17 protein-coding genes and 1 tRNA gene are annotated in these 20,044 nt (G+C 59.1%); 15 read left to right on the top strand and 3 right to left on the bottom strand.

Annotated elements, in window-relative coordinates:
- Positions 1–303 precede the first annotated feature (303 nt).
- Positions 304–380, bottom strand: a tRNA-Arg gene (locus AAY24_RS10730).
- Positions 381–634: 254 nt separating this feature from the next.
- Here AAY24_RS10730 and AAY24_RS19620 point away from each other — a divergent pair.
- Positions 635–1,141, top strand: coding sequence for a c-type cytochrome (locus tag AAY24_RS19620; RefSeq protein WP_046859676.1), 507 nt, complete (start codon positions 635–637; stop codon positions 1,139–1,141).
- Between the two features lie 103 nt (positions 1,142–1,244).
- On the opposite strand, the gene rep is transcribed toward AAY24_RS19620, so the two are convergent.
- Positions 1,245–3,254 (bottom strand): DNA helicase Rep, encoded by a 2,010-nt coding sequence (rep, locus tag AAY24_RS10720; RefSeq protein ID WP_046859675.1) that lies wholly within the window; start codon positions 3,252–3,254, stop codon positions 1,245–1,247.
- Between the two features lie 99 nt (positions 3,255–3,353).
- Between rep and AAY24_RS10715 the strand changes: the two genes are divergently transcribed.
- From AAY24_RS10715 to AAY24_RS10650, 14 genes are all read left to right on the top strand, one after another.
- Complete coding sequence (locus AAY24_RS10715; protein ID WP_199930349.1) at positions 3,354–4,067, top strand: LOG family protein; 714 nt, start codon at positions 3,354–3,356, stop codon at positions 4,065–4,067.
- A 219-nt stretch (positions 4,068–4,286) separates the two neighbouring features.
- Positions 4,287–4,619, top strand: coding sequence for a DUF2782 domain-containing protein (locus AAY24_RS10710; RefSeq protein WP_052761190.1), 333 nt, complete (start codon positions 4,287–4,289; stop codon positions 4,617–4,619).
- 130 nt (positions 4,620–4,749) lie between these two features.
- Positions 4,750–5,448 carry a phosphate regulon transcriptional regulator PhoB gene (phoB, locus tag AAY24_RS10705; RefSeq protein ID WP_046859674.1) on the top strand — a complete coding sequence of 233 codons (699 nt, stop codon included), beginning with the start codon at positions 4,750–4,752 and terminating at the stop codon, positions 5,446–5,448.
- A complete protein-coding gene (gene phoR, locus AAY24_RS10700) occupies positions 5,445–6,743 on the top strand; it encodes a phosphate regulon sensor histidine kinase PhoR (protein ID WP_046859673.1) in 1,299 nt (432 codons plus the stop codon). Before phoB ends, phoR begins: the two co-directional genes overlap by 4 nt.
- Before the next feature lie 185 nt (positions 6,744–6,928).
- On the top strand, positions 6,929–7,975 hold the full coding sequence (locus tag AAY24_RS10695; protein ID WP_234422291.1) for a PstS family phosphate ABC transporter substrate-binding protein: 1,047 nt from the start codon (positions 6,929–6,931) through the stop codon (positions 7,973–7,975).
- Between the two features lie 123 nt (positions 7,976–8,098).
- The gene (gene pstC, locus AAY24_RS10690) at positions 8,099–9,487 is read left to right on the top strand and encodes a phosphate ABC transporter permease subunit PstC (RefSeq protein ID WP_046859671.1); all 1,389 of its coding nucleotides are present in this window, start codon (positions 8,099–8,101) and stop codon (positions 9,485–9,487) included.
- Positions 9,480–10,778: a phosphate ABC transporter permease PstA gene (gene pstA / locus AAY24_RS10685; protein WP_046859670.1), complete on the top strand. Its 1,299-nt coding sequence runs from the start codon at positions 9,480–9,482 to the stop codon at positions 10,776–10,778. The genes pstC and pstA overlap by 8 nt, the downstream gene beginning before the upstream one ends.
- Positions 10,779–10,992: 214 nt before the next feature.
- Positions 10,993–11,739 (top strand): phosphate ABC transporter ATP-binding protein PstB, encoded by a 747-nt coding sequence (pstB, locus tag AAY24_RS10680; RefSeq protein ID WP_335337244.1) that lies wholly within the window; start codon positions 10,993–10,995, stop codon positions 11,737–11,739.
- A 3-nt stretch (positions 11,740–11,742) separates the two neighbouring features.
- A complete protein-coding gene (phoU, locus tag AAY24_RS10675) occupies positions 11,743–12,471 on the top strand; it encodes a phosphate signaling complex protein PhoU (protein WP_046859668.1) in 729 nt (242 codons plus the stop codon).
- Between the two features lie 111 nt (positions 12,472–12,582).
- The gene (locus tag AAY24_RS10670) at positions 12,583–13,557 is read left to right on the top strand and encodes a quinone oxidoreductase family protein (protein WP_046859667.1); all 975 of its coding nucleotides are present in this window, start codon (positions 12,583–12,585) and stop codon (positions 13,555–13,557) included.
- Positions 13,558–13,817: 260 nt separating this feature from the next.
- Entirely contained in the window at positions 13,818–16,385 is a 2,568-nt protein-coding gene (locus AAY24_RS10665; RefSeq protein WP_046859666.1) for a CHASE2 domain-containing serine/threonine-protein kinase, read from the top strand.
- A complete protein-coding gene (locus AAY24_RS10660) occupies positions 16,385–17,176 on the top strand; it encodes a protein phosphatase 2C domain-containing protein (protein ID WP_046859665.1) in 792 nt (263 codons plus the stop codon). The genes AAY24_RS10665 and AAY24_RS10660 overlap by 1 nt, the downstream gene beginning before the upstream one ends.
- Positions 17,177–17,257: 81 nt before the next feature.
- The gene (locus AAY24_RS10655) at positions 17,258–18,586 is read left to right on the top strand and encodes a tetratricopeptide repeat protein (RefSeq protein ID WP_199930348.1); all 1,329 of its coding nucleotides are present in this window, start codon (positions 17,258–17,260) and stop codon (positions 18,584–18,586) included.
- Positions 18,587–18,594: 8 nt separating this feature from the next.
- Positions 18,595–19,329, top strand: coding sequence for a FecR family protein (locus AAY24_RS10650; RefSeq protein ID WP_082117113.1), 735 nt, complete (start codon positions 18,595–18,597; stop codon positions 19,327–19,329).
- Between the two features lie 9 nt (positions 19,330–19,338).
- Here AAY24_RS10650 and AAY24_RS10645 read toward each other — a convergent pair whose 3' ends face one another.
- On the bottom strand, positions 19,339–20,043 hold the full coding sequence (locus AAY24_RS10645; RefSeq protein ID WP_052761188.1) for a TadE/TadG family type IV pilus assembly protein: 705 nt from the start codon (positions 20,041–20,043) through the stop codon (positions 19,339–19,341).
- Between the last annotated feature and the right edge of the window lies 1 nt (position 20,044).

Raw genomic sequence — 20,044 nt, 5'->3', positions numbered from 1 at the left:
TGGCCGACGCCAGACCGTTATCATACCGTGACAGCGCCTCCTGTCCACGGTTGGCGGAAAAGCAGTCGCGGGGATTTTTGATCGGCTGGCGTCACTGCGAACCGTTGAGCGCAGGTGCTGCGTTACCGGCACAGACTCTTCGTGTGGCGCGCGGAGAAGGGCGTGGTCGGTATAGGATAGGGAGAGCACGATCTGCTATATCCCGGAGTACTGTCGAACCGTCGCCGGTTTAAGTCATTGTGGACTGGATTGGAGCAAATGGGGGTGGGGCGCTGCTCACTGCTGTCCCGTGAGCCTGAAAAATGGCGCGCCCGACAGGATTCGAACCTGTGACCCCTGCCTTCGGAGGGCAGTACTCTATCCAGCTGAGCTACGGGCGCTTGAGATTCCTGACCGCCGTTTCGGTGCTGCGGCGGGCGAAGAGGGCGTATCTTACCCTGAGGTGCCGGTTACGTCCATCCCATCAGCCCGGTTTTCCGGCCCGAATACCGGCTTGACAGTCGATCTTTATTGCGGTTGTCGTTATACTGCGCCGAATTGAATCCGGGGTTGGCCGATGTCTGGCGTCTGTCGCCCATCCACTTGATCACCATGTATAAGGAGTTAGATTGTGAACCCTAGAGCTGTTTCCCTTATGAAGCGTATGACGATGGCGAGTGTTGCTGCCCTGGTAGTGAGTGCACCGTTGCTGGCGCAGGAGAGGAGTGAGGTGATCGAACGTATCAAGCCGGTTGGCCAGGTCGCGATAGAAGGGCAGGCCCAGGCGGCTTCCGCTGAACCGGCCGCTCCAGCCGCCCCTGCCGCCCCGGCTTCGGAAGCAGCAGCTCCCGCTGCGGCCGCCGCTCCGGCGCCCGAGGCAGCGGCCGCCGCCCCGGCAGCGGGGTCCGATGATCCTGGCGCCGCACTCTACGTGGCCAAGGGTTGTACGGCCTGCCACGGGGCCGATGGCAAGACCCCCATTATGCCTATCTATCCGAAAGTGGCAGGGTTGCCGCAGCAGTACATCGCCAATCAGATGACCGATATCAAGAGCGGTGCCCGTAGCAACGGACAGTCGGCTGTGATGAAAGGGATCATGGCGGCGGTTTCCGATGAGGATATCCAGGCCATTGCCACCTGGCTGAGTAACCAGCCACGTTAAACTAGCCAGTGGCTGGAACAAAAAGGGCATGCTATCGGCGTGCCCTTTTTTTGTTTGCTGAGTGACGGTGCTGTTTGATGATCAGGCTGTCTGAGCGGATCTTCTAGTCACCCAGCAGGTTGCGCAGATTGGCGAGATGGGCATTGCCCCGCTCCTGTTTCTCCTCTTTTGACCGACTGTCGCCCTGTCGTCCCTCCCATTTCAGATCGGCCTCCGGCAGTTCGCCCAGGAAGCGGCTCGGTTCACAGGCGATGATCTCGCCAAAACGCTTGCGCTTCTCGGCAAAACTGATGGTCAGGGTGCGCTGGGCCCGGGTGATACCTACATAGGCTAGGCGGCGCTCCTCCTCGATGTTGTCCTCTTCAATGCTGCTCTTGTGGGGTAGCAGTTCCTCCTCCATGCCCACCAGAAACACGTGGGGGAACTCCAGCCCCTTGGAGGCGTGCAGGGTCATCAGGTGGACCTGGTCGTTACCGCTGTCATCCTCCTGCCGCTCCAGGATGTCCTGCAGGGCCAGGTGGTTAACCATCTCGGCCAGGCTCTCACCCACCCGGTCGCCCTTGTGCAGGCTGTCCAGCCACTGCACCAGGTCCAGTACATTCTCCCAGCGCCGTTCCGCCACCTTGTCGCTGGAGGCCTTTTCGTACAGCCAGTCCTCGTACTGCAGCTCCCGCAGCATGTCCCGAACGGTCTGTACCGGATGGTCGTTCTCGGCCCGTTGCTGGAACAGGTTTATCCAGGCCGCGAACTCCCGCAGCCGCTCCAGTGGCCGGGCGGAGAGGTGCTGTTCCAGGCCCAGTTCGGTACAGGCGGTCAGCAGGCTCACATCCCGTTCGGTGGCATAGTTACCCAGCCGCTCCAGGGTGGTGGCGCCGATCTCCCGCCGCGGGGTGTTGACGATACGCAGGAAGGCGGCATCGTCGTCCGGGTTGGCCAGCAGGCGCAGGTAGGCCATCACATCCTTTATCTCGGCCCGGCTGAAAAAGGAGGTACCGCCACTGAGAAAGTAGGGGATGTTGTGCTGGCGCAGGGCCGATTCAAACAGCTTGGCCTGGTGGTTGCCGCGGTAGAGGATGGCGTAGTCGCCATGGGCGGCGCCGGAGGTGAACTTGTGATGAATGATCTCGGAGACCACCTTTTCCGCCTCGTGCAGCTCGTTTTTACAACTCATCACGCGAATCGGCTCGCCGGGACCCAGGTCGCACCAGAGGCGCTTTTCGAACACGTGGGGATTATGGGCAATCAGGCTGTTGGCCGCTCTCAGGATACGCCCCGAGGAGCGGTAGTTCTGCTCCAGTTTCACCACCTTGAGCCGGGGGAAATCCTCCTTCAGGCGGATCAGGTTCTCCGGTCGGGCGCCGCGCCAGGCGTAGATCGACTGGTCATCGTCCCCCACCACGGTGAGGGCCTGGCGTACGCCCACCAGCTGGCGCACCAGCTCGTATTGGCTCAGGTTGGTGTCCTGGTACTCGTCCACCAGTAGGTGGCGGATGCGATTCTGCCACTGCTCCAGGGTCTCCGGGGACTCCCGGAACAGCTGTACCGGCAGCAGGATCAGGTCATCGAAATCCACCGCGTTGAAGGCCCGCAGGGAGCGCTGGTAGTGGGCGTAGAGCAGGGCCGAGCGCTGATCCAGGTCGCTCTCCGCTTGACTCAGTGCCTGCTCCGGGCTGAGCATGTCGTTCTTCCATTCGGAGATCCGCCACTGATAGCTGGAGGCGACCTCGTCATCCCCATTGCCCTTGCGCAGCAGCTCTTTGATCAGGCTCTCGGCATCCTGGGCGTCAAAGATGGTGAAGCCCGATTTCAGTCCCAGCAGCTTGTGTTCGCGACGGATGATGTTGAGTCCCAGGGTGTGGAAAGTGGAGATGGTCAGGCCCTGACTGTTGCGGCCTTTCAACAGGGCCGTCACCCGCTCTTTCATCTCCCGGGCCGCCTTGTTGGTGAAGGTGACGGCGGTGATGTGGCGTGGTTGCAGGCCGATAGTCTCGATCAGGTAGGCGATTTTACGGGTTATCACGCGCGTCTTGCCCGAGCCCGCGCCGGCCAGCACCAGGAGCGGGGTATCAATATGTCGGGCAGCCTCTTGCTGACTGGGATTCAGGTCGGACATCTCTTTAAAACAGAAAACAGGATAGAATCTAAAGGGTTTGCGTGGACGTGCTGGCAGGTCACCGCCGGTATTATGCGGAAAAGCGAGGATATAGACCAGATGGGAAAGAATAAAGCGTATGGTGAACGGCCGCAGCAGAGCCAGCTGTCACGGGAATCCTGGAAGGTGTTCCAGATTATGGCCGAGTTCGTGGAGGGGTTTGAACGGCTTTCGGGGATCTGGCCGGCGGTCAGTATCTTCGGGTCTGCCCGGGTCAGCCGGGATAGTGCGGATTACCAGAAGGCGGAACAGATCGCCTATCTGCTGTCGGAAAGCGGTTTTGCGGTGGTCAGTGGCGGTGGTCCGGGCATCATGGAGGCGGCCAACAAGGGTGGCTACCGGGGGAGGGCGCCCAGCGTGGGGCTCAATATTGAGCTGCCCAAGGAGCAGAAGCCGAATGAATATCAGGATGTATCCCTCCATTTCAGGCACTTTTTCTCCCGCAAGGTGATGTTTGTGAAACATGCATCCGCCTACGTGGTGATGCCGGGCGGTTTCGGCACCCTGGACGAGTTCGCCGAGATCCTCACCCTGATCCAGACCGGCAAGACCCGGCGCATCCCGGTTATCCTGGTAAATGGCCAGTTCTGGGGCGGGCTGCTGGAGTGGATGCGCACCACCATGTGCGGGAACGGCACTATCTCACCGGGTGATCTGGAACTGGTGCAGCTGTGTGAAGAGCCGCAGGAGGTGGTGGATGCCATCTTTGCCCACTATGAGACGCGTGGTTTCGAACCCTCAATTTCCGAGCAGGAAATCCTCCTGGAACTGTAATATGATTTCAGTGCTGTGCTGATCAGCGGGGCGGTCTGGGTAAATCGTGGCAGGGACGCTAGAATCAAATAGGGAAGCGGTCAGTTTTATCCTGGGTTTGCGACCGGGCCGGAGCGGATGCCGATCGCTGGTGTTTGAACTCCGATCTCAGAAATAGTGGGGTTTGTCTGGTACCTATTGATGTAGGGCAGATCGCCCGGAAAAGGAAACGAGAAGAAGATGAAAAAGATTTTATTGGCCACACTGTTCATGCTGCTGGCGCCATTGCCGGTTTTGGCGCAGGAGTCTGCTGCCCTGCCCCAGCCCCCGGAAATACCGCCCCAGGTGGAGAGCGGCGAGGTGCTGGAGCCGGAAGTGACCATTATCGAAAGCGACAAGGGAACCACCGAGGAGTATCGCATCAGTGGTCGGCTCTACATGGTGAAGATCACCCCGGTTGCAGGCCCTCCCTACTACCTGCTGGACAGCAATGGGGATGGCGTGCTTGATGTTCGTGAAGAGGCGCGTCCCGGCAATATCTCCATTCCCCAGTGGGTGCTGTTCAGTTGGTAACTGCTCACTGACCGTTCTGGTCCGGTCAGGCGACTCGCGCGATCTGTCATCAAACCGTAATGTTGTGACGGTGTAATAGGCACTTAACACAATAGTCAGTTGGAAAATCAGAGAAGGCAGTTCGACGCATATGGCCACAAAGATCCTGGTCGTTGAAGATGAATCCGCAGTGCGGGACATGATCCAGTTTGTACTCGAGCAGTCCGGTTACGATGTAATCGGTGCGGAGAGTGTGGACAAGGCAAAGGCTTACCTGGCAGATACACCACCGGACCTGATCCTGATGGACTGGATGTTGCCGGGCACCAGTGGGGTGGAGTACACCCGCGAGCTGAAGCAGGACCCGGTAACCCGCGATATCCCCGTTATCATGCTGACCGCCCGGGGCGAAGAGGATGACAAGGTCCGCGGGCTGGAGTGCGGTGCCGAAGATTATGTCACCAAGCCATTCTCGCCCAAGGAGCTGGCGGCCCGTATCAAGGTGATTCTGCGCCGCGTAGCACCCCATGCTACCGAGGAGGCGGTGCTGGCCGGGGACATCCGGCTCGATCCCGTCTCCTATCGGGTCACCATGGGTGATCGTCCCATCGAACTGGGGCCGACCGAATTCAAGTTGCTGCACTTTTTCATGACCCACCGGGAGAAGGTCTACAGTCGTTCCCGTCTGTTGGACAAGGTGTGGGGTACCAATGTTTATATCGAAGAGCGCACGGTGGATGTGCATATCCGGCGCCTGCGCCAGGCCCTTGAGCCGTTCGAAAAGGATGGCCTGATCCAGACGGTCCGTGGCGCCGGTTATCGATTCTCGGAGCAGGTTGCCACTCGATGAGCCTCGCTGAGGCGTGGCGGAGCGAACTGATCGCGGTCGGTTTGTTTGCCCTGCTGCTTATTAGTGTCGGCCTGGGTGCTGGACAGCTGCTCCCGGTAATCTGGGCTGGCCTGACGCTCTATTTCGGCTGGCATCTCTACCAGCTGGTCCGTTTCAGCCGCTGGCTGGTCAAACCCAAACGTCACCCGCGTCCCCATCCGTTCGGTATCTGGTCGGCTGTCATGCGCCGGGTGGATGATCTCTCCGGCCGTGGACAGAAGCGTAAGCGCAAGCTGAACCGGCTGCTGAGCGGATTTCTTGAATCCACCGGTGCCCTGCCGGATGCCACCCTGGTGCTGAATGACGAAGGCAAACTGGATTGGTGGAACAGTGTGGCGGCGGAGTTTTTCGGCCTGGAGCGAAAACGGGACAAGGGCGCGGTGATCGATGATCTGATTGCCGATCCGATTTTTCTCAGTTACCTGCATGGTGGCAATTATGCCCGGCCGCTGCAGATGCCGGCGCCGGTGAACGCCAATATCAGCCTGGAAGTGCGGGTGGCCCCCTATGGTAAAGGTAAGCGTTTACTTCAGGCCCGGGATATTACCCGGCTGCACCAGTTGGAGATTGTGCGGCGCGATTTCGTTGCCAACGTCTCCCATGAGATCCGTACGCCGCTGACCGTGGTGCACGGCTACGTGGAGACCATGCAGGAGAGTGATGAAGCGTTCCTGGGGCCCTGGAAGCAGATTCTCAACCAGATGCATGTGCAGACGGTGCGCATGCAGCGGATCGTGGACGACTTGCTGTTGCTGTCACGGCTGGAGACCCGGGCCAGCAATGAGGGGCAGGGTGTGGTGGGGATCTATCCCATACTGCGCGGCATTCTGGAAGCGGCCCGGCAACTGAGTGGTGACGACGGGCATCGCATCAGCCTGGATGCCGATGACCGACTGCGCCTGGTGGGAAATGGCCATGAACTGGAGAGCGCCTTCACCAATCTGGTCTTCAATGCCGTGCGCTATACCCCTGCCGGGGGTGAGATTCAGATCCGCTGGTGGCTGTCCGGCAATGGTCCCTGTTTTTCGGTTGCGGACAGTGGGATCGGTATCGCCCCGGAGCATATCCCCCGCCTGACGGAGCGCTTCTACCGGGTCGACGTGGGTCGCTCCCGGGAGAGTGGTGGCACCGGCCTGGGGTTGGCGATTGTCAAGCACGTACTGACCCGGCACGATGGCCAGCTGCTGGTGGAGAGCGAGCCCGGCAAGGGAAGCGTGTTCACCTGTCGTTTTCCCCATGAACGGGTCGCCACCTGACAGCTGTCAGGCGCGAGGGGGATCGGTCCGGTCGATCGGATACAGATCCCTGTCACACACCCCAACCTTCCGTTCCGCACTGTCACAGACCTGTAACATTAACCCAAGATTCCTGTAACAAAACATCCTGATAATTCTCCCCAGGTTGAATCTACCAACTATCAAATGACCTGGAGGTCTCAGTGATCAATAATCGTCTTATCCTGGCAGCCGCTCTGGCTTCCGCCGTGGCGTCAAGCGCACAGGCTGCATCCCGTGACTATATCTCTATCGTGGGCTCTTCCACGGTCTATCCGTTTGCAACGGTTGTGGCAGAAACCTTCGGCAAGACCACTGCTTTCAAGACGCCGAAGATCGAATCCACCGGTTCCGGTGGCGGACTTAAGCTGTTCTGTGCCGGTGTTGGTGTGGAGCATCCCGATGTCACCAACGCCTCCCGTCGCATCAAGAGTTCAGAGGTTGAGAACTGCGCGAAAAACGGCGTCACCGATATTGTCGAGGTGAAGATCGGTTATGACGGTATTGTGGTAGCCAACTCAAAGGCTGCCGCGCCGATGCAGTTGACCCGTCGTGACATCTATCTGGCCCTGGCCAAAAAAGTGCCGAGCGAGCAGGGTAACGGTGAACTGATCGATAACCCCTATAAGACCTGGAAGGACGTCAACGCCAGCCTGCCCGACAGCGCTATTGAGGTGCTTGGCCCGCCCCCGACTTCCGGTACCCGGGATGCCTTCGTGGAACTGGCCATGGAGGGTGGCTGTAAAACTTTCGACTTCATCAAGGCGATGAAAAAGAAAGACAAAAAAGCTTACAAAGGTATCTGTCACACCATCCGTGAAGATGGCGCCTATATCGAAGCGGGTGAAAATGACAACCTGATCGTACAGAAACTGGAAAGCAACCCGAAGGCGCTGGGTGTGTTCGGCTTCAGCTTCCTGGATCAGAACGCCGACAAGGTACAGGGCTCAATGGTTGATGGGGTCTCCCCCACGTTTGACGCAATCGCAGATGGCAGCTACCCGGTCTCCCGCCCGCTCTACTTCTATGTGAAGAAAGCGCACGTGGGTAAGATTCCCGGTATCAAGGAGTATCTGGCCGAATTCACCAGCGACAAAGCGTGGGGTGAAGAGGGCTACCTGGTGGACAAGGGCATGATCCCGATGCCGACCCAGGAGCGCAGCCAGTTTGCGGCGGATGTGAAAGGGCTGAATATCCTGCAGCTTCCCAAGTAAACCAGCCTGGTTCCCGGCCCGTTGTTTCCGCAAGGAATAGGGTAACCGGATAAGCCCCTCTCCCGGTATTTCGGGAGAGGGGGTTGTCGTTCACGAACCGGAAGTCACTGCACTAGAAGCCTTATGTCTAACACCTTCCTGATTTTGATACTGATGGGTCTGATGGCCCTGGCCTACCGGCTGGGTCTGCACCGCTCCCTGCGTCTGGCGGGCGGACGTGGCGGTGTACGCAATCTTCACTCGCTGCCCTCCTATTACGGCTTTTTTACCGCCATCTGGTGCGGCTTGCCGGCCCTGCTGGTTCTCTTCCTGTGGGTCTCACTGCAATCCAGTGTCATTCGGGATCTGGTGGTGGCGGACCTGCCTGAAGCGGTGCGCACACTGCCGGATGCGCAGTTGAGCCTGGTTATTAACGATATTCAGAATCTCGCCCAGGGCAATATTGTCTCCAGCGAGGTCAACCCCGCCATGGAGCAGGCGGCAGCCCATTACCAGCGTCTGCAACAGACCGGTTCTGCAGCATCCATCGTGGTGGTGTTGAGCCTGGCACTGGCCGGACTGGCATTGGGGTGGCGGATGATTTCACCCGGCTTCAGGGCGCGCAACCGGGTGGAGGCGGTGATCAAGTGGCTGCTGATCGGTTGTTCGACCATCGCCATCTTCACCACCCTGGGTATCGTGCTGTCGGTACTGTTTGAAGCGATCCGGTTTTTCGAGATTATCCCCATCACCGACTTTCTGTTCGGACTGGATTGGAGTCCCCAGATGGCTATCCGGGAAGACCAGGTCGGATCGTCCGGTGCCTTCGGTGTCATACCGCTGTTTGCCGGTACCCTGCTGATCGCCCTGATCGCCATGCTGGTGGCCGTACCGATCGGGCTGATGTCCGCCATCTACCTGTCCGAATATGCGGGCTCCCATTTCCGGGCCTACGCCAAGCCGCTGCTGGAGATCCTGGCCGGTATTCCCACGGTGGTGTATGGCTTCTTCGCCGCACTCACCGTGGCTCCGTTCATCCGCAACAACGGTTCGCTGCTTGGCCTGGATGTCTCTTCCGAGAGCGCCCTGGCGGCCGGCCTGGTGATGGGCATCATGATTATTCCATTCATCTCATCTCTGTCGGACGACGTGATCAACGCGGTTCCCCAGAGCATGCGGGATGCCTCACTGGGCATTGGTGCCACCCGCTCCGAGACGGTGTTGAAGGTGATCCTGCCTGCGGCACTGCCGGGTATTGTGGGCGGCATTCTGCTGGCGGTCTCCCGGGCCATCGGTGAGACCATGATTGTGGTGATGGCAGCCGGGCTGTCGGCCAACCTGACCGCCAATCCGCTGCAGAGCGTCACCACCGTAACGGTTCAGATCGTGACCCTGCTGGTGGGTGACCAGGAGTTTGACAGTCCCAAGACGCTGGCGGCGTTTGCCCTGGGTCTGGTGCTGTTTGTGATCACCCTGGTGCTCAATGTGGTTGCCCTGCACGTCGTGAGAAAATATCGGGAAGCGTATGACTGATTCAACTAAAAACCAGAGCCGGACCATGGACCGGGTGAATGCAACGTTGAACAAGCGTTACCGGCGTGAGCGGCGCTTTCGCCGCGTCGGGCTGGGTGCGGTAACCCTGGGCTTGCTGTTTGTCGGCCTGATGTTTCTGGACATCATCAGCAATGGCTACAGCGCTTTCCAGCAGACCCGGATTCTGCTGGATATCGAATACCGCCAGGAGGTGATCGATCCGTCTGGCGAGCGGGATGTGGCCACGCTTTCGTCGGCCAATTATGCGGCCCTGGTTAAGGCGTCCCTGCGGGAGCTCTATCCCGACGTGACCAAGCGGGGTGAAAAGCGTGATCTCTACGGCATGGTGAGCAGCGGTGCAGCGCTCATGCTGCGCAGCCGGGTGATGGAAAATCCGGACCTGATCGGAACCAGCGAGTCGCTCTGGGTACCGGCGGATGATGATATTGACATGCTCATCAAGGGACGCATCGATCGCACGGTGCCCGAGTCGGAACGACGTCTCAACGACCAGGTGGTGGGTTGGGTTGAGCAGCTGGAAGCGTCGGGGCGCATCGAACGGCACTTCAACACCACCTTCCTGACCGGGGGAGATTCTCGGGAGCCGGAGCTGGCCGGTATCGGCGGCGCGGTGATGGGTTCACTCTACACTCTGGTGGTCACCCTGCTGTTGTCGTTCCCGATCGGGGTGGCGGCGGCAGTCTACCTGGAGGAGTTCGCGCCCCGTAACCGCTGGACCGACCTGGTCGAGGTGAATATCAATAACCTGGCCGCGGTGCCCTCCATCGTGTTTGGTCTGCTGGGTCTGGCGGTGTTTATCAACTTTTTCGGACTACCCCGCTCGGCCCCGCTGGTGGGCGGCATGGTACTCACCCTGATGACCCTGCCCACCATTATTATTGCCAGCCGAGCGGCGCTGAAATCGGTACCGCCATCGATCCGCGAAGCGGCGCTGGGTATTGGCGCTTCGCGCATGCAGATGGTGTTTCACCATGTGCTGCCCCTGGCCATGCCCGGCATGCTGACCGGCACCATTATCGGTATGGCCCAGGCCTTGGGTGAGAGCGCCCCGCTGCTGATGATCGGCATGGTGGCCTTTATCGTGGATATTCCCGGCGGGGCGCTGGATCCCTCCACCGTCCTGCCGGTACAGATTTTCCTCTGGGCAGACAGTCCGGAACGCGCCTTTATGGAGAAAACCTCGGCCGCCATCATGGTGCTGTTGGGTTTCTTGGTTTTGATGAATCTGATTGCCGTACTGCTGCGCAAGCGGTTTGAGCGCCGCTGGTGAGAGCCACCGGTCCAGTCAAACGGTTAACAAGTTAAGTGGAAGAACAGAGAGCTGAATGCAGAACAGGAGTGATGACATGCTAAGTGTAACGCCTAACACCTTGGGTACCGCGACCGTTCCGGCGGGCGTCATTACCGCGGGTTTCAGCCCGGTTGAAGATGAGTCCCGGGCCATCAACGGTACTGTGGGTGATATCACCGCGGCCGAGCCCCGTATGACTGCCCGTAACGTCAATGTCTACTACGGGGAGAAACTGGCGATCAACAACGTCAGCCTGGATATCGGCAAGAACGAGGTGATCGCCATGATCGGCCCGTCCGGCTGTGGCAAGTCCACCTTCCTGCGCTGTATGAATCGTATGAATGACACCATCGATATCTGCCGTGTAGAAGGTGAAATCAAACTGGATGACCAGGATATCTACGCCAGTGGCCTGGATGTGGTGCCGCTGCGTGCCCAGGTGGGCATGGTGTTCCAGAAACCCAACCCGTTCCCCAAGTCGATCTATGACAACGTGGCCTACGGACCGCGCATCCATGGTTTGACCAGCAGCAAGAGCGAGCTGGACGAGATCGTTGAGCAGTCCCTGCTGAAGGCCGGTCTGTGGGATGAAGTAAAGGATCGACTGGATGAAGTGGGTACCGGCCTCTCAGGCGGTCAGCAGCAGCGCCTCTGTATCGCTCGCACCATAGCGGTTGCCCCGGAAGTGATCCTGATGGATGAGCCCTGTTCAGCGCTGGACCCGATCGCCACTGCCCGGGTGGAAGAGCTGATTGATGAACTGCGGGAGCAGTACACCATCGCCATCGTGACCCACTCCATGCAGCAGGCGGCGCGGGTCTCCCAGCGTACCGCCTATTTCCACCTGGGTGAGTTGGTCGAAGTGGGCAAGACCGATGATATTTTCACCAATCCCCGTCACCGCCTGACGGAAGACTACATCACCGGAAGATTTGGATAAGGTATGAATGAGATGACCGATGGCCACATTGTCACCAGCTATAACAACGAACTGAATCATCTGCATCAGCTGGTGATCCGGATCAAGGACCTGGCCTGCAAACAGGTCAGGGAAGCCGCCCAGTCGCTGGAGGACGAGGATGTGGAGTTGGCTGGCAGCGTGATTGTCAGCGACCGGGAGATCGACGAACTGGATGTACAGGCCGATGAAGAGATCATTCGGCTGATTGCCAAGCGTCAGCCGGTGGCCCGCGATCTGCGTGAAATCATGAGCGTGGCAAAGATCGTTGCCGACCTGGAACGGATCGGTGACCAGGCACGCCGCCTGGCCCGTCTGACCATCCGTTTCTATGATGGGGACGTGAGTCCACCCAACAGCCGGCTGCTGGATGACCTGAATAAAATGGCCGCCTATGTCAATGTCATGGTGGACGATTCGGTAAATGCCTTCGATAACCTGGACCTTGAACTGGCGCTGGATGTGATCCGACGTGACGACCAGGTCTCGGAAGATTTCCGCTCCGCTCTGCGTCGCCTCTCCACTTTTATGATGGAAGATGCCCGCAGCGTAGGGCATATCGTGGACGTGGTGCTGGGATTGCGGGCCATGGAGCGGGTCGGCAGTCATGCCAAGAACATCAGTCGCTGCGTGGTCTATCTGGTGAAAGGCAAGGATGTTCGCCACAAGGATCTGGATGCGGTCAAGGCGGAGATTATTGCCGCCTCCGAATAGTCTCCACCACTGCCTGTTCCCCTGACATCATTACCCTGGGATTTGCTGGCATACGGGGCCAATCCGGTTACACTTGAAAGGAAGTGATCCGTTCAAGTGTGAGGAGGCCCCGTGAACAGTGCAATCCGTATCCATCAATATGGCGGACCCGAAGTCCTGAGCCTGGATTCTGTATCTGTCGGCGAGCCGTCGGAGGGGCAGGTCAGGTTGCGGCACAGCGCCATCGGTCTCAACTTCATCGATGTCTATCAGCGCACCGGGCTCTACCCGGTGGGCAGTTTCCCCCAGACCCTGGGTATGGAAGGGGCCGGGGTGATCGAGGCGCTCGGGCCGGGTGTTGAAGGGTTCCGTGTCGGCGACCGGGTGGGCTACGCCATGGCGCTCGGCTCCTACTGTCATGATCGGCTGATCGAGGCGGACAAGCTGGTTAAGTTGCCGGACGGCATTGAAGACCAGACTGCGGCCGCCATGCTGCTGCAGGGCATGACCGCCCGTTATCTGCTGAAAAACTCCTACCCGGTGCAGGCCGGCGACACCATCCTGGTGATGGCGGCAGCCGGTGGGGTCGGCACCCTGCTCACTCAATGGGCCAACCACCTGGGGGTAACGGTGATCGGCTGTGTCGGCAGTCCGGAGAAGGCTCGCCTGGCACAGGAGCAGGGCTGTCATCACACCATTCTCTATACCCAGGAAGATGTGGCCACCAGAGTACGCGATATCACCGGTGGTGAAGGGGTGGCGGCTGTCTATGACTCGGTCGGACAGGCAACCCTGCACGCTTCGCTGGACTCCCTGCGTCCTACCGGCACCCTGGTCAGTTTCGGCAATGCCTCCGGGCCGATCAACGATTTTAACGTCGGCCTGCTGGCCCAGAAAGGCTCTCTCTACCTGCAGCGTCCCACCCTGGCTACTTACGTCCGTAACCGTGAACTGCTGGATGGGTGCGCCAATGACCTGTTCCAGGTGGTGCAGTCGGGGGCGGTCAAGGTGAAGATCGGTCAGGCCTACCCGCTGGCCAAGGTGGCACAGGCACATCGGGAGCTGGAGGCCAGAAAGACCATCGGTGCCACCGTACTGCTGCCCTGACGCCCGCTGCGCGGTGTTTATCCCTGCGCAACCACACTCACTCTGGTATGAGCTTGCCTGCGGCCGCAGACTGGCGGACAGAAGGTTTCACCTGTGGGCAGCTATGGTGGTCAATCGGAACGAACACTCCTCCCCTGTTGACAGCAGCTTCTCCCCCGGGCAGATTAACCTTGTAGATATGTAGATTATTCCCGGCTGATCGGGTCGTCGGTCAGGCGCGGCTCGAATGTGGTGGCAGCCTATAACAAGATGAACGGGCCATGCATGTGAACTACTTACGCGAGATCTTGATTGGCCTGGGTTGTGCACTGCTTGTCTACGCCCTCAGTTTCACTGCTCCCCTGCAAAGTCTGGATCGTGTCACCTACGACTGGGGCATGCGATTGGCCGATCGGGACGTCAATGAGCAGGTCGTGATTGTGGCGATCGATGAGGAGAGTATCGCCAGCCTAGGGCGCTGGCCCTGGTCAAGGGATATCCACGCCGCCCTGATTGATGCCCTCGGTGCCGCCCGGGCGAAAGTGATCGCCTACAGTGTGTTCTTTTTTGAGCCGCAGCGGGGACAGGGTCTGGAGGCGGTTGACGAAGTGCTGTCCCGGGTCCAGCAAAGCGGCCTGTTTGAGCTGACCGGCCAGGTCAAGGAGCCCATACTCCAGCAACAGCTGGAGACAAGCCTGGGGGAGTTTACCCAATCCCTGCTGGAGATGCGCACCCGGCTGGACAGTGACGAGGCGTTGGCCAAAAGCCTGAGCCAATCCGCCAATGTGATCCTGCCGATGCTGTTCTCCATTGGTAAGCCCCTGGGCAATCCTGATCAACTGCTCCCCCAGCCACTGCAGGATCAGCAACTGCCGGTGGACAGCGGGCACGACCCGGCTGCAGCGAACCGGCAGGCGCTGCAGGCCATACAGGCGTTTGTGCCCCTGCCACTGTTCATGCAGGCGGCAGCGGGAATCGGTCATCTCACGGTAGAGAAGGATATTGATGGAAATACCCGCTCCGAACCGGTAGCAGTGGATTACTACGGGACTTTCATCCCCTCGGTGGCGGTACAGGCGGTTATTCAGTACCTGAACCTGACGGCGGCGGATATCCACTTCATACCGGGCCAGCTGCTGCGTCTGGGTGGTCTGGAGATCCGCCTCGACGATCGCAGCCGGATGAACAATTTCTACTATCAGGACCAGTATGGGCGGACCCCGTTCCGGGTCGAGAGTTTTGTCGATGTGGTCAGTGGACGCACACCACCGCGGCATCTGCAGGACAAGATTGTGTTGGTGGGCGCAACGGCGGCGGGGATTGGCGATACCCAGGCGACTGCGGTGGATTCCAACATGCCGCCGGTGGTGGCCCTGGGGCATACCATCTCAAGCCTGCTGAACGAGGACTTTATCGTCACTCCCGGGTGGAGCCGCTGGGCTGCGCTGCTGGCATTTGTGCTGGTGACCCTCTACCTGGTGATCTGGGTGCCCCGGGGCGGGGCGGCCGCCACCTCTCTGACCAGTCTGTTACTGGTGGCCGTGTTAATGGCGGTCCAACTGATCCTGGTGGCCAGTGAATCGCTGTGGATTCCGCTCATGTCGCCGGTCGTGTTGCTGCTGCTGGGTCATACCCTAATATCCACCAGCCGGTTTCTTATGTCTGAAAAAGCCAAGCGGGACTCGGACCTGGATTCGGCCGAAAGCAACCGCATGCTGGGGCTCTCGTTCCAGGGGCAGGGGCAGCTGGATATGGCATTCGACAAGTTCCGTAAATGCCCGCTGGACGAAAAGATGCTCGACCTGCTCTATAACCTGGGGCTCGATTTCGAACGCAAACGCCAGTTCAACAAGGCGGTGGCGGTATACCAGTACATGGCCGAACTGAATCCTGATTTCAAGGATATTGCGGCGCGCCAGGACCGCTCCCAGGCCATGGATCAATCCATCATGCTGACCCCCCGGGGTGGCGTGGGAGACTCCCTGGTGCTGAATGGCAGTGGTGTGGAGAAACCGATGCTGGGCCGCTACGAGGTGCTGAAGGAGTTAGGCAAGGGGGCCATGGGTATTGTCTACCTGGGCCAGGATCCAAAGATCAGCCGCACCGTGGCGATCAAAACCATGGCGCTGTCCCAGGAGTTTGAAGGCGAGGAGCTGGAAGAGGTAAAGGGGCGCTTTTTCCGGGAAGCGGAGACCGCCGGACGGCTCAACCATCCCCATATCGTCACCATCTACGATGCGGGTGAAGAGCAGGATCTGGCCTATATCGCCATGGAGTTTCTGCACGGCTGTGAACTGACCGAGTACACCAGGCCGGATAAACTGCTGCCCATCAGCCAGGTGCTGCTGTTGATGGCAGACGCGGCGGATGCGCTCGGTTATGCGGATGAACACAACGTGGTGCATCGTGATATCAAACCGGCCAACGTGTTATTCAATCCCGAAACCGGCAATATCAAGCTGACCGATTTTGGTATCGCGCGTATTATTGATTCCAGCAAGACCAGGACCGGCACCGTACTGGGCACACCCTCTTACATGTCGCCGGAACAGTTTGCCGGCAAGAAGGCGGACGGGCGCGCCGATCTCTTTTCGCTGGGTGTGATGACCTTCCAGTTGCTGACCGGGAAGTTGCCGTTTGTCGGTGATTCCATGGCCAGCCTGATGTATGCCATTACCAGCAGTGAAGCCCCCGATCCACGCCAGTACCGGCCTGAATTGCCGGAATGTGTGGGTGGTATACTGCAAGTGGCCCTATCCAAGGATGCGGAGGACCGGTATCAAAATGGTTATGAAATGGCGGCGGATCTGCGCCAGTGTGCGGCGTTGGCGGACCAGCAGGCGGGTTGATGAACTACTCCGTTGAGCTGGCCAAGGGGACAGACGCCGGTCGGGTGCGACGTCTGAATGAGGATTGTGTGGCTATCGATCCCGCCAGAGGGGTATTTGTACTCGCCGACGGGATGGGGGGACACAACGCCGGGGAGATCGCCAGCGCCATGGCGGTAAATTTTTTACTCGATGCCCTGGCCGGTTTACATGATCAGTTGCACCAGCGTAGACATGGTGATATTGCACCGGTCCAGCTCGGTCTGCACGATGCAGTCACCCGGTGCAATGCACAGATATTTCAGGCCGGTCGTCGGGATGCGCGATACAAGGGGATGGGCACCACGGTGGTTGCCGGCCTGCTGCTGGAACAACAGCTGCACTATGTACATGTGGGTGACTCCCGGCTCTACCGTCTGCGGGACGGGGTGTTGCGGCAATTAACTCAGGATCACAGCCTGGTGCAGGAGATGATTCAGCAGTCAGGACAGAGTGAAGAGGAGGTTATGGCCGCTATTCCCGGCAATATTGTTACCCGGGCCCTGGGCGCCGAGGCCGAGGTGGAACCGGCCGTGGGAAGCGACGGGTTACAGGCCGGGGATCTGTACCTCTGCTGCAGTGATGGTCTCAGTGATCGACTGACTGATGAGGCGATTCGAACAACCCTGGTGGGGTGCGAAGGTTTGCCAGCTGCGGTGGAGCACCTGATCATGCAGGCCAACGAAGCGGGCGGCGAGGATAATATCTCGCTGGTACTGCTGCGTATCAAGCCGGCATCGTTATTAACCCGTATCAGGGGTTATTTCCCCTGACCAGTGAGTGATTGCCAGGTATCAAGCAGTTCGCTGCCCCTAATCACGTTAATGTGGATGACCTGTTTTATGAGTAGTCGAATGGTAACTAGAAACCTGTTGATCGGAGCCGTGCTCATCTGTTCGCTCAATGTACTGGCCAATACCGGCTGGCAACAGGCTGGCCAGTTGCTGGAGTCGGGTGATGCCGAAGCGGCCTATCAGCTACTCAAGCCGCTCGAAACCACCGAGGCCGGACGGGCCGAGTATGATGCCCTGCTGGCCCGCAGTGCGGAACAGAGCGGTCGTTATACGGAGGCGATATTCGCCTACGAGCGGCTGCTCACCGTTCGGCCCGGGGATCTGGAGGCGCGTTATCGACTGGCACGGATCTATTTCCGGCTGGGTGAAACAGATAATGCAACCGCCGCCTATCACGCCATTCTGGAACAGGGGGCAACCGCCGGACTGCGGGAGGCGAGCGAACGGGATCTGGCGGCACTGAGTGATGGACAGCGTTTTAACCCCACCCGTGTGAGCGGTCTGGCCGGGGTGAAAATCGGTTACGATTCCAACGCCAACAGCGCTACTGACCTGTCCACCTTTACTCTCCCGGGAGGCGGTATCTTCCCCCCTGCGCTGGTCAGCCTGGTACCGTCCAGCCTCGAGCAATCCGATCAGTTTTACAGCCTCTACGGGCGTCTCCGGGTCGATCATCAACTCAGCGCCAATGTGTCACTATACGGCGGGGTGGATCTGCAAACCAAGCGTCTGGACGACGCGGATACCTTTGATTCCCAGCAGCATGGGGTGATTGGTGGGATCAGGGTGGCCCGCGGTCGTGATCAGTACCGGCTTGGGATCAGTGCCAGCCACTACCGGCTTGATGACAGTGACTACCTGAAGCATGGCCACCTGGTCGCCGGCTGGAGTCGTATGATCGATCCAAAGCGGATGGTTGAGGTGCGGGGTACCTGGGGGCAATTGCATTATACCGGGGTGCAGTCTGTACGGGACGTGGACCGGGGTGTGATCGACCTGGGGGTTACCCAGCTGTTTGATACGGTTTATCAACCCCGGTTACGCGCCAACCTGTATGTTGTTCAGGAAAGCAACCGGCAGGCCGGTTTTTCCCACGTAGCCCACGATGCGGTGGGTGTGCAGCTGTTTGGTGAGCTGGCGCTGGCAGGAAATCTCTCCGCGTACGGTTTAGTGGGTTACGAAGTCCGTGATTACGGGGGAGCGGATCCACTCTTTTTCCGCCCACGTGATGATAATTACGGGAGCGTCACCCTGGGGTTGAAATATGTCCCGGCTCCCCGCTGGGAACTGGTGCCGGAAATTCGCTATTCGCAGAACCACTCCAACCTCGGTATCTACGAATATGACCGGCTGCAGGCGACTATTATGCTGCTGAGGCGTTTTGACTAGGAAAGGGTATGAAAAGATCTGTGTGGATGTTCATTCTGTTGGGACTGCTTTCCGTTAACAGTCAGGCTGCTGCACCGGCAGGCCAGGTGGTTTTCAGTACCGGAGAGGCCAAGGCGATCGATGAATCCGGTATCCAGCGTCAGCTGAACAAGGGAGATGCGGTGCTGAGCGGCGATACCCTGGAAACCGAGAATGGCCTGTTGCAGGTAAAGTTTTCCGATGGCGGTTTCATGTCGTTCAAGCCCCACAGTCGGTTTGAGATCCAGGAGTACCGGTTCAACGGTGTATCGGATGGCCAGGAGCGCAGTCACTTCAAGTTGATGAGAGGCGGTCTGCGCACCGTCACGGGCCAGATCGGCAAGACAAATCGTACCGCTTACCGGATCAACACCCCCTCGGCGACGATCGGTATTCGCGGCACCAAGTTTTTGCTGGATCTGGATAACGGACTGACCGTCCATATGGGTGAGGACGGTGCCCTGGAGGTCCATGACCAGGCGGGCGGCATGCGCTTTCTCAGTGCCATGGAGGTCTTTGCCGCCGGAGGCAGGGACGTGGTGATTGATCTGTTGAGAACGGGTGGACTGGAAGCCCTGTTGCCGGTGGGTAGCGCCCTGCTGGGCAGTGGTGGCCGCAGTGTACCCTTTGTCTCGGGGGAGCAACTCGATGCCAGTGGCCTCCCCGTCGGAGTGACTATCTCTGATGGCATGCCCCCTGTGAGTAATCAGTTGCCGATGCCGTAGTCAGCCGTCTTACCAGTCCGCTTTTGCCGGCGTCTGCATGCGGGCGATGCCCTGCGCCACGATCGGGAACCGGTTGTCCTGATAACACTTGCTTTTGAAGGCGTCGAGTTTGGGTGGCGTCCAGCCGGGTATGGGGTCGGGATCGGACATCAGCCCCATCAACCGTTTGATGGTGTTGGATATGATCGGCACATACATGGGATAGCAGTAGGTGACACGTAGCTTGAGCAGATTGGCGTCCTGGATTGACACCCCGCCCTTCGGTAGGGCAGACCGATAGATCAGGTTGTCATTCGGTATGACCTTGGTGAATTTTCCGTTCGGGTCCGGGATGCCATGGGCGGAAAAGACGGTGGGCGACGGGTTGATTCGCTCTATGAGAACGTAATCCCCGGCCAGTATCTCCGCCAGCACCCGATCGCGGCTCGCCTTGACGCTGTTGATTTTATCCATCATGCCATCCGCCGGGTTGACTGAAGTGTAGAGTGGAGAGAGGCCTCTGGCGAGGGCGTATTCAATGGCCCGGCGGTCGGCATAGTTCACTGCGCCGGCACGGACGGCCTCAAATGCGGCATAGGTGAGGGTTGTTTTTGCATTGTAGATCAGGGCGAACTGGATGATCCCCAGCAGTAACAACAGCGTCGCAAAAATGATTACGACAGTTTCAACCATGGCCTGGCCCCGCTGCCGATGGGCGCTGTTGCCCCTCTCCATG

Source organism: Sedimenticola thiotaurini (genome assembly GCF_001007875.1).
Taxonomy (GTDB): Bacteria; Pseudomonadota; Gammaproteobacteria; order Chromatiales; family Chromatiaceae; genus Sedimenticola; species Sedimenticola thiotaurini.
This window is presented reverse-complemented; position numbering and strand designations above follow the sequence as displayed.